This window comes from Phenylobacterium sp. (genome assembly GCF_030654915.1).
GTDB lineage: Bacteria > Pseudomonadota > Alphaproteobacteria > Caulobacterales > Caulobacteraceae > Phenylobacterium.
Genome location: NZ_JAURWM010000246.1, coordinates 1 through 9966 on the forward strand (window position 1 = coordinate 1; position 9966 = coordinate 9966).

Below are 9966 nucleotides of genomic sequence, written 5' to 3' on the forward strand. Positions count from 1 at the left end.
TGTCCACGCCGATGCCGGCGCGGCCGATGACCTTCAGGTTCGGGGCGGCGGCGATGACGTCCTTGTCAGCCTTGGTGGCCGAGCGGACGGCCAAGCCGTCATAGTCGTTGATGATCTTGAGCAGCTCTTCCTTGGAGAGGCCGGTCTTCACATCAACGTCGACGCCGCGTTGCTTGAAGATGTCGATGGCGGCGGGGCTGAGCTTGTCAGCGATCAGAACGCGGGGCATGGGCGGGTGTCCTTACGGATAAAAGGGTATGCGTCCTCGCCACGCGGTTCTTGGGCGTGAAGGCGCGAGGACGCGAAAGGTGTTTAGGCGGCTTGGAGCGCTTCGAGGGTCGAGGCGAAGGCCCAGTCGAGCCAAGGCGTCAGGGCCTCGAGGTCGGAGGTTTCAACCGTGGCGCCGCACCAGATCCGAAGACCGGCCGGAGCGTCGCGATAGCCGCCGATGTCCAGGGCCGCGCCTTCCTTTTCAAGAACGCCGGCCAGCTTCTTGGCGAAGTCGGCCTGGGCATCGTCGGACAGGGCGGTGATGCGGGCGTCGACCACCTTCAGGCAGACCGAGGTGTTGGAGCGCGAAGCCGGATCGGCGGCCAGGAAGTCCACCCAGTCGGTCTTCTCCACCCAGGCGGCGAGGGCCGCGAGGTTGGAGTCGGCGCGACGCTGCATTTCGACCAAACCGCCGATCGAAGCGCCCCACTTCAGGGCGTCGATAGCGTCTTCCACACAGAGCATGGACGGCGTGTTGATGGTGGCGCCTTCGAAAATGTCCTTGGCGATCTTGCCCGCCTTGGTCATCCGGAAGAGCTTGGGCATCGGCCAGGCCGGAGTATAGCTCTCCAACCGAGCGACCGCGCGGGGCGACAGGATCAGCACGCCGTGCGCGCCCTCGCCGCCGAGGGCCTTCTGCCAGGAGAAGGTCACGACATCGAGCTTGGCCCAATCGAGATCCTGGGCGAAGGCGGCGCTGGTCGCGTCGCAGATGGTGATGCCTTCGCGGTCGGCGGCGATGAAGTCGGCGTTCGGAACACGGACGCCCGAGGTGGTGCCGTTCCAGGTGAAGACCAGGTCGGCGTCGGGGCGAACCTTGCTGAGGTCCGGCAACTCGCCATAGGGCGCGTCCAGGACTTCGGCGGGAAGCTTCAATTGCTTGACGACGTCCGTCACCCAATCCTTGCCGAAGCTCTCGAAGGCGAGCAGCTGCACGGGCCTCGGGCCGAGCATCGACCACAGGGCCATTTCGACGGCGCCGGTGTCGGAACCGGGCACGATCCCGATCAGGAAGTCGTCCGGAACCTCGAGCACCTGACGGGTGCGGTCGATCGCCTCTTGCAGGCGCGCCTTGCCCGGCTTCGAGCGGTGCGAACGGCCAAGGACCGCGTTCTGGAGATTTTGCGGGTTCCATCCGGGGCGCTTGGCGCACGGGCCGGAAGAAAACTCGGGGCGAGCCGGGCGCATTGCCGGCTTGGCGAGGGTCGTCATGTCGATGTCTCCCATCCTTACAGATGAGCAGCACCCCGTTGGGGGAGTGTGGCCCGGGGCGGAGAAACTCTGGTTTCAGCCCCAGCGCAAGCAAAAGTTTTTGGGTGGAGCGCTCTGGCGTGAGCGCCTAGTCGTCCTTCTTGCGAGCAAGGATGCGGCGTCGCCAGGCGATGATCGTGCCGATCGCCAGGCAGATGCTGATGCCCAGGAAGTCGGCGTTATTCACCCGCGCATGGAACAGATCCACCGGTCTTCCGGTGACGAAATAGAACGAATGCAGAGTGAAGAGCGCGGCGTAGAGGATCATCACGCCACCAAGCCAGAAGCTGGCATAGAGCACGGCGACAACCAGAAGACCAACGGCGGTAAGCCCATCGCCAATCAGCCACACCACTGAAGGGATCGCGTCAGGAAAGAGGAAGTCGCCAATATTGCTCAGCAATGCGTTGGCGAGTATCAGCGCCGCCCCGATCCGCTCGGGGGGCCCGCCCTTCCAGAGAGCGAAAAGCGTGATCCCCAGTGTGAGGGCGATCAGGCCAAGAACAATCGGTGATGTCGGCATGATCCTGCGCCCCTAACTCTCATTAGAGGCGCAGCACCAGTTAAACTATTGCAACCAAGCGGCGTTAGCCGACGTCGCGCATGGTCGTGGTCTCGACCTTGCGCATCGTGCCCGGGGGCTTGTCGTGGTAGCCGAGCTTGGTGCGGATGCCGAGGCGGAGTTGAGCTTCGGCCAGTTCGCCGTGGACGCCGACCATGGCGGTGCGGGCTTCGCCCAGCGCCTTGAGGGCTTCCATCATCTTCACCTGAACGTCGTCGGCGAAGACGAGCGATGCATTCACGTCCGCGCGGGCGCGGAGCATGTCGGTGAGCAGTTCGGTGGCTTCAACCATGGCGTGGTCAACAGCCGCTTCCGTCGAAAACAACTTGGTCGCGACACGTTGCGCGACAAACACCTTTTCCATGGGAACCCCTCCAAAGGAAATTTACCTAATGTCAATCAAGGTAAACCAGAGGTTAAATTCCACCTAATAGATTCACGTTCGCTTAACCATTTTTTATCGCTCAAGGGTTGAACCCGTGTCGGGAAGGCAACAGTTTCACCCGGCAAGCGAGCGTCACGGAAGCGAACCGTTAGGAGAATTGGCGTAAACAGGGGGCTCGATGGGAATTCGGGCGCCTATGACAGACCAGCCTCCCAAGACCGGCGCAGCGCAGCACGTGACCTTTCAGGCACGTGTCGCAGGGGTCGCCTTGATCACCACCGTGGTGGTGCTGGTGGCTGCTTGCCTGACGTTCATGCTCCAGCAGTGGGCCGTCGCGCGCGAACAGAACCATCAGGCCCATGTGGCGCTCTCGAGCATCACCGCGGGCGCTTCGGCGTCAGCCCTGATCGCCAAGGACCTCGCTGCGGCAAGGGCCTCCATTGCTACGCTGTCGAATGACGCCAGCGTCACCGAGGCGCGACTGACCGACGCCGCTGGCCGGACCGTGAGCCTCTATACCCGCCCTGAACCGGCCCAAGCCGAAACGCTCAGCACGATCAAGACCCCGGTACGGTCGGGCGAGATCAGGCTCGGCGAATTGGCCATGACCTTTGAAACGCCGGCCCTCACCGCCCTGCTCCCGCAGTTCATCGCCCTGACCGGCGCACTGTTCTTTGGCGGCGTCGGCGTGGCCGTGTTCCTGGCCCGCGGACTCGCCTCCAGGGTGATCGCCCCTGTGCTCAAGCTGTCTGAAGCCATGCATGGCGTAGCCGCCAGCGGCCATTTCGCGCCCGTTGAGGTTGAAGCTGACGACGTTCTGTTCCGCAGCCTGACGACCAGCTTCAACCACCTTTTGGCGAAGTTGGACGAGCGCGAGCAGGCGCTTCAGCGGTCGCTGCGCGAGTTGGTCGAGGCCCGCGACGCCGCCAATGCGGCAAATGTGCTCAAGTCCCAGTTCCTGGCCAATATGAGCCACGAGATCCGCACGCCGCTGAACGGCGTGCTGGCCATGGCCGAGGTCATGTCGATGAGCGACCTGGCGCCGGTGCAGCGCGAACGGCTGGACGTGATCCGCCAATCCGGCGGCCTGCTGCTGGCGGTGTTGAACGACGTCCTGGACCTGTCGAAGATCGAGGCCGGCAAGCTCACCCTGCTGGTGGATGACTTCGACCATGAACCGGCGATCGCGCCGACCAGCGACGGCTTCTCGGTAATCGCCGAGGCCAAGGGGCTGGACTTCAAGATCGACATCGCCCCCGAGGCGCGCGGCGCTTGGCGCGGCGACGCCGACCGTATTCGGCAGATCGTCGGCAACCTGCTGTCCAATGCGGTGAAGTTCACGCTGCACGGCGAGGTCTCGGCCCGCTTCGACGTCGTTCCCGACAGCGGGGCGCTGCGGCTTACGGTCCGCGACTCCGGTGTCGGCATCGCCGTCGAGAAGCAGGCGAGCCTATTCGAGAAATTCACCCAGGCCGACAACTCGGCGACCCGCCGCTTCGGCGGAACCGGGCTGGGATTGGCGATCTGCCGCGAACTGACCCAAATGATGGGCGGGGTCATCAGCGTCGAGAGCCACGAGGGCCGGGGCTCGGTCTTCACGGTTGAACTACCGCTGGAACGCGGCGTGCTGGCGCCCAACCTCCCAGCTCAGGCCCCGACTCAAGCCGTGACGGCCGAGGACGCCGAGGAGGGCACGCTGCATCTGCTGGCCGCCGAGGACAACCCCACGAACCAGCAGGTCCTGGCCGCGGTCATGGGCTCGCTCGGCATCGAGATCGACATCGTCGCTGACGGCAAGGCCGCCTTCGAGGCTTGGCGCGACGGCTGCTACGACCTGATCCTGATGGATATCCAGATGCCGGTGATGGACGGCATCGACTCGGCTCGCGCCATCCGCGCCGCCGAGCGCGAGGACGGCAGGCTCCGCACCCCGATCGTGGCCCTGACCGCCAACGCCCTCTCCCATCAGGTCGAGGAATACCTCGCCGCCGGCATGGACGGGCACGTCGCCAAACCGATCGAGATCGCCAAGCTCTACGAAGCCATCAGCCGAGCCCTGACCGAGGCCGCCACGACGGGCGCCACCTCCTCGGACGCCATCGCCGCCGCCTGAACCTGCGCCCCGCGCTCGCGCGGGAGGCGTTGCGGCACGCCCCCTCCAAGCCGATGAACCGCAAACAACGAGCGGCTCAGAAACCCGTCAGGGCGGGCGTGGTCTTGTCTCCCCATGCCCGGCGCTTCGGGCCACGGACGGAAGACCAAGGAGACCACCATGAAAAAGACCCTGACCATTCTCGCCGCGACCGCCGCCTCCGTCCTGGCCCTTTCCGCAGGAACGGCCTCGGCTCAAGGCTGGAACTCGGGCGCCCAGCATCCCGCCAATGTCGACGCCCGCTACGATCGCGGCGGTGACCGCAACGAGTGGCGCGACAACCGGGGCGGCTGGATGAATATCAACCAGCGCCAAGCCAAGCTGGACCACCGCATCGATCAAGGCGTCCGCAACGGCTCCATCACCCGCAGCGAGGCCATGCGTCTGCGCGGCGAGTTCCGGAACATCGCCCGGCTGGAAGCCCGCTATCGCACCAACGGACTGTCCAACTGGGAACGGGCTGATCTCGATCGGCGTTTCGACACCCTCTCCTCGCGCATCCGCTGGGAGCGCAACGACGGTGATCGCTACGGCGCCGGCTACGGCCGCCGCTAGCAGCTAAGCTCAGCCGGGGTTGGAGAGCGCCCTGGCAGGGAGAGTGGGAAGGGGGCGGTCCTTGCGATCGCCCCCTTTTCAATGTGAGCTTGGCCGCATGCACCATCAGATCACCCATCCAGACGGCGTCATGCTCACCGACGATCCCGCGCAGTTCGACCTGGACCGCGCCCATGGGTGGATCTCGACGCAGAGCTATTGGGGCCAGGGCATTCCGTTCGCGCTCTTCAAGAAGGCCGTGGAAGGCAGCCTGACCGTCGGCGCCTACGCCCCGAACGGGCAAATGCTGGCCATGGCCCGCGTCGTCACCGACCGAGCGACCTTTGGCTGGGTCTGCGACGTATTCGTCGACGAGGCTCATCGGGGCTTGGCCCTTGGCAAGCGGGTGATGGCCTATCTGCGCGATCACCCGGACCTCCAGGGCTTCCGGCGCACGCACCTGGCCACGCGCGACGCCCACGGCCTCTACGCCCAATTCGGCTTCGTACCTTTGACCGGCCCCGAGAAGTGGATGGAGATCCGAGGGCCGGGCTATCTCTAGCCCGCGATCACCCTCAACTCCGGCCAACGGCGCATGGCGCTTTCCGCGGTGCGGCCAAAGCCCGTGGTCCGCCGATTGGGGTTGGGCCGCAGGCGCAAGGCGAACAGGTCCTCCAGGCCAAAGGGCGCCAGGATGGTCAAGCCGTCGTCAGCTTCAAGCCGCACGCCCACCGAGAAGGCCGTGGTGGTGAACCGCGACAACGCCTCCTCGCTCGAGGCGAGCGGCGCATAGGGTTCGCGGAACTTATCCTCGAACCAAAGGTGGACACGCGCCTGGTTGCGAACCTCCACCATCTCGCTGAACGGCGGGGCGAAGGTCTGCGCCACACGCTGGATAACCTCATCCTCGGCCTCGTATGAGGTGTCGGAAGGATCGAAATAGCCGAGGTCGTAGTCCTTGATGCCGTAGTCCGCCTCGCGTCCGGTCAGATGGTTCAGGACCGGCTGATAGATCGCGCCCGAGAAGATCAGCCACTCTGGCAGGTCCAGTTCCCGCGCCACCGTCATCACATGCATCACGCTCGGCGTGGCGCGGACGATGTCCTCCAGCCGGCACTTTAAGTCCCCGCTCACCTCGCCCCCCTCAGCGGCCACCCGTGATCCATCGGTCCGTGCCCAGCCCCGAACCCGGGCGCCTGGCGCATCGCCTCATGCACATAGGCCCAGGCCCGCGCGACCGCTTCGGGCAGCGAAAGCCCCTGGGCGAGCCCAGCCGCGCAGGCCGAGGCCAGGGTGCAGCCAGTGCCGTGGGTGTGGCGCGTGTGGATCCGCTCGCCTTCGAAGGTGGTCTCGCCATCCGGCGTCATCAGCACGTCGACGACGGTCTGACCCTCGACGTGGCCGCCCTTCATCAACACCGCCTTCGCCCCCAGCTTCAGCAGCGCATCGCCGGCCCGGCGTAGATCGTCGGTGGTCAGCACCGGCAGACCGGTCAACACCTCGGCCTCCGGGGCATTTGGGGTCAGAAGCCCGGCACGCGGGATCATCAACGAGCGCACCGCCTCGACGGCGCTGACCGCGAGCAGGTTGGAGCCCCCCTTGGCCACCATCACCGGATCGACGACGGCGGGCGTGGAGCGCGCGCTGTCAAGGATGCGGGCCACGGTCTCGACCATGGCGATGTCGCCCAGCATGCCGGTCTTGATGGCGTCGGCGCCGATGTCGTCCAACACGGCGCGAGCCTGGCCCTCGACGATTTCCAGGGGGACCGGATGGACCCCCGTGACCCCCAGGGTGTTCTGCACCGTAATCGCCGTGATCGCGGTGGCGGCATAGCCGCCCAGCATGGTCACGGTCTTGATATCGGCCTGAATGCCCGCCCCGCCCCCGGAATCGGAGCCGGCGATGATCAGGACGCGGCCTTTCGCTTCATTCATCCCTTCGAGTTAGCCCGCCGCCGTCGCAATTGCATCGGGTTTCGCCCAGCCATCCACCGGTGACGAACCAGCGGCGGCGCTGCTAGGTTGCCCGCATGACCGACAAGATCGCACTCGTCACCGGCGCCGGTTCCGGCATCGGCCGCGCCGCCGCCCTCGCCCTGCTCGACGCCGGATGGCGCGTGGTCCTGGCCGGACGCCGGCCCGAGGAACTGGAGATCACCGCCGCCCATGCGCCAGGCCGCAGCCTGGTCGCGCCCACCGACATCACCGACGAGGCGCAGGTCGAGGCGCTGTTCGCGGCGACGGCGGCCGCCTTCGGACGGCTGGATCTGCTGTTCAACAACGCCGGCGCCTCTGCCGGTGGTCGTCTGGAGGACCTGTCGCTGGAGGCTTGGAAGCGGGTGGTCGACGTCAATCTGACCGGCGCCTTTCTGTGCACCCGGGCCGCGTTCCGCATGATGAAGGCCCAGGATCCCCGGGGCGGGCGGATCATCAACAACGGCTCGATCTCGGCCCACGCCCCCCGGCCCTATTCGGTGGCCTATAGCGCGACCAAGCACGCCATCACCGGGCTAACCCGCTCCAGTTCGCTCGACGGCCGCCCCTACGATATCGCCTGCGGCCAGATCGACATCGGCAACGCCGCGACCGAGATGACCAGCGCCATGGCCAAGGGCGTGCCCCAGGCCGACGGCTCCTTCGCCCCCGAACCGCTGATGGACGTGAAGGCTGTCGCCGACGCCGTGGTGATGATGGCCGGCCTGCCGCTGGACGCCAACGTCCAGTCGATGACGATCATGGCGACCAAGATGCCGTTCGTCGGCCGAGGATAGGAGCAAGCCTACCGCGCGTCTTCGATCGCCCGCCAGACCTTCAGGGCCTGGAGCGTTTCGGCGACGTCGTGGACCCGCAGCGCGGCGACGCCGGCCTGGGCGCCGGCCAAGGCCGCCGCCAGGGAGCCCGGCAAACGGTGGGCGGGCGAGACGCCCGGATCAATCGCGGCGATGAAACTCTTGCGGCTGACGCCCAGCAGGACCGGAAAGCCCAGGCGGGCCAGCTCGCCCAAGTTCGCGAGCAGGGTCAGATTGTGCTCCAGTGTCTTGCCAAAGCCGATACCGGGATCAATCCAGATCTTGTCCCGCGCCACGCCGGCCGCCACGGCCGCCTGGGCGCGCGCGGCCAGAAACGCGGTCACCTCGGCGACCACATCATCGTAGCGAGGCGCGACCTGCATGGCGCCCGGCGTGCCTTGCATGTGCATCAGCATCACCTCGCAGCCCAGCTCGGCCGCGACCGCCGGCGCATCGAGCGAGTGGGTCAGCGCCGTGACATCGTTCCAGATGGTCGCCCCGGCGGCCACCGCGGCCCTGGCCACCTGCGGCTTCATGGTGTCGATCGAAATCGGGATCGTGCTTTGGGCCCGGATCGCCGCGATCAGCGGGATGGCGCGCGCGATCTCGTCCTGCATCGACACCGGATCCGCCCCCGGCCGCGTCGATTCCGCGCCAATATCCAGAATATCGGCGCCCTGTTCGATCAGCGTGCGGGCATGGGCCAGGGCCGCGCCTGGCACGAGGAACCGCCCGCCGTCGGAGAAGCTGTCGGGCGTGACATTGACCACGCCCATGACCTTCACGTGGTTCGACATGGCGATCCTTCAGGCTGACAGCAAAACGCCCTCCTGGCGCGGGGCCAGGAGGGCGTCAAGCTGGTGAGACGAGTTGGCCTTTAGGCCAGTTCGGGACGCGGCGAGATCGGCACCGCCACCGAAGGCCCCGAGGAGCGCTTGGAGTCGGCGTCGTCGCGGATGGGCGGGACGCCCTTCAGCGCGTTGATGATCTCATCCCCGCTCAGTGTCTCGTATTCGAGCAGAGCCTTGGCCAGGGTGTGCAGGTCCTCAAGCTTCTCGGTCAGGATACGGCGGGCTTCATCGAAGCCCTCCTGGACCAGGCGCTTGACCTCCTGGTCGATCAGCTTGGCCGTCTCTTCGGAGATGTTCTGGGTGCGCGACACCGAGTGGCCGAGGAAGACCTCGTCCTGGTTCTCGCCGTAGGACACGACGCCCAGCTTCTCGGAGAAGCCCCACTTGGTGACCATCGCCTTGGCCAGACGGGTGGCCTGGTCGATGTCGGACGAGGCGCCCGAGGTGATCTTGTCCTTGCCGAAGATCAGCTCTTCGGCGATCCGGCCGCCCATCAGGACGGCGAGGCGCGAAGTCATCTGTTCGTAGGACATGGAGAGCTGATCGCGCTCGGGAAGCTGCACGACCATTCCCAGGGCGCGGCCGCGCGGGATGATCGTGGCCTTGTGCACCGGATCGGTGGCCGGGACGTTCAGGGCGATCAAGGCGTGGCCGCCCTCGTGATAGGCGGTCAGCCGCTTTTCGTCCTCGGTCATGGCCATGGACTTGCGCTCGGCGCCCATCATGACGCGGTCCTTGGCGTCCTCGAAATCGCGCTGAACGACCATGCGGCGGTTCTTGCGCGCGGCCATCAGGGCCGCTTCGTTGACCAGGTTGGCCAGGTCGGCGCCGGAGAAGCCGGGGGTGCCGCGAGCGATGGTCTTCACATCGACATCTGCGGCCAACGGCACGTTCTTCATGTGGACGCGCAGGATGCGTTCGCGTCCGCCGATATCGGGATTGGACACCACGACCTGACGGTCGAAGCGGCCCGGACGCAGCAGAGCGGGGTCGAGCACGTCGGGACGGTTGGTCGAGGCGATGACGATAATCGCTTCCGACGGATCGAAGCCGTCCATCTCGACCAGCAGCTGGTTGAGGGTCTGTTCGCGTTCGTCGTTACCGCCGCCCAGGCCCGCGCCGCGATGGCGGCCGACGGCGTCGATTTCGTCGATGAAGATGATGCAGGGG

General features: G+C 66.2%; 11 protein-coding genes and 1 pseudogene. 4 read left to right on the top strand and 8 right to left on the bottom strand.

Annotation, left to right across the window (positions count from 1 at the left end; all coding sequences use genetic code 11):
* The 4 genes and pseudogenes from Q7T84_RS12710 to Q7T84_RS12725 all read right to left on the bottom strand — a co-directional run.
* A pseudogene (locus Q7T84_RS12710) lies at nt 1-229 on the bottom strand (phosphoglycerate dehydrogenase); the annotation flags it as partial.
* A gap of 83 nt (nt 230-312) precedes the next feature.
* A complete protein-coding gene (locus Q7T84_RS12715) occupies nt 313-1482 on the bottom strand; it encodes a phosphoserine transaminase (RefSeq protein ID WP_304809431.1) in 1170 nt (389 codons plus the stop codon).
* 127 nt (nt 1483-1609) lie between these two features.
* On the bottom strand, nt 1610-2044 hold the full coding sequence (locus Q7T84_RS12720; protein WP_304809433.1) for a hypothetical protein: 435 nt from the start codon (nt 2042-2044) through the stop codon (nt 1610-1612).
* A 64-nt stretch (nt 2045-2108) separates the two neighbouring features.
* Nucleotides 2109-2447: a hypothetical protein gene (locus Q7T84_RS12725; protein ID WP_304809435.1), complete on the bottom strand. Its 339-nt coding sequence runs from the start codon at nt 2445-2447 to the stop codon at nt 2109-2111.
* A gap of 217 nt (nt 2448-2664) precedes the next feature.
* Between Q7T84_RS12725 and Q7T84_RS12730 the strand changes: the two genes are divergently transcribed.
* The 3 genes from Q7T84_RS12730 to Q7T84_RS12740 all read left to right on the top strand — a co-directional run bounded on the left by Q7T84_RS12730 (nt 2665) and on the right by Q7T84_RS12740 (nt 5716).
* Nucleotides 2665-4581: an ATP-binding protein gene (locus tag Q7T84_RS12730; protein WP_304809437.1), complete on the top strand. Its 1917-nt coding sequence runs from the start codon at nt 2665-2667 to the stop codon at nt 4579-4581.
* A 159-nt stretch (nt 4582-4740) separates the two neighbouring features.
* On the top strand, nt 4741-5175 hold the full coding sequence (locus tag Q7T84_RS12735) for a hypothetical protein (RefSeq protein ID WP_304809439.1): 435 nt from the start codon (nt 4741-4743) through the stop codon (nt 5173-5175).
* 97 nt (nt 5176-5272) lie between these two features.
* The gene (locus Q7T84_RS12740) at nt 5273-5716 is read left to right on the top strand and encodes a GNAT family N-acetyltransferase (protein ID WP_304809440.1); all 444 of its coding nucleotides are present in this window, start codon (nt 5273-5275) and stop codon (nt 5714-5716) included.
* Here Q7T84_RS12740 and Q7T84_RS12745 read toward each other — a convergent pair.
* Entirely contained in the window at nt 5713-6231 is a 519-nt protein-coding gene (locus tag Q7T84_RS12745; protein WP_370653658.1) for a nucleotidyltransferase family protein, read from the bottom strand. The two genes, Q7T84_RS12740 and Q7T84_RS12745, sit on opposite strands and share 4 nt — an antisense overlap.
* Before the next feature lie 53 nt (nt 6232-6284).
* Nucleotides 6285-7091 (bottom strand): bifunctional hydroxymethylpyrimidine kinase/phosphomethylpyrimidine kinase, encoded by an 807-nt coding sequence (gene thiD, locus Q7T84_RS12750; protein WP_304809443.1) that lies wholly within the window; start codon nt 7089-7091, stop codon nt 6285-6287.
* A gap of 95 nt (nt 7092-7186) precedes the next feature.
* Between thiD and Q7T84_RS12755 the strand changes: the two genes are divergently transcribed.
* A complete protein-coding gene (locus Q7T84_RS12755; RefSeq protein ID WP_304809445.1) occupies nt 7187-7927 on the top strand; it encodes an SDR family oxidoreductase in 741 nt (246 codons plus the stop codon).
* 8 nt (nt 7928-7935) lie between these two features.
* Here Q7T84_RS12755 and folP read toward each other — a convergent pair whose 3' ends face one another.
* A complete protein-coding gene (gene folP / locus Q7T84_RS12760; RefSeq protein ID WP_304809447.1) occupies nt 7936-8742 on the bottom strand; it encodes a dihydropteroate synthase in 807 nt (268 codons plus the stop codon).
* An 80-nt stretch (nt 8743-8822) separates the two neighbouring features.
* Nucleotides 8823-9966: ATP-dependent metallopeptidase FtsH/Yme1/Tma family protein (locus Q7T84_RS12765; RefSeq protein ID WP_304809449.1), on the bottom strand; the 1144-nt coding region annotated here is incomplete at its 5' end.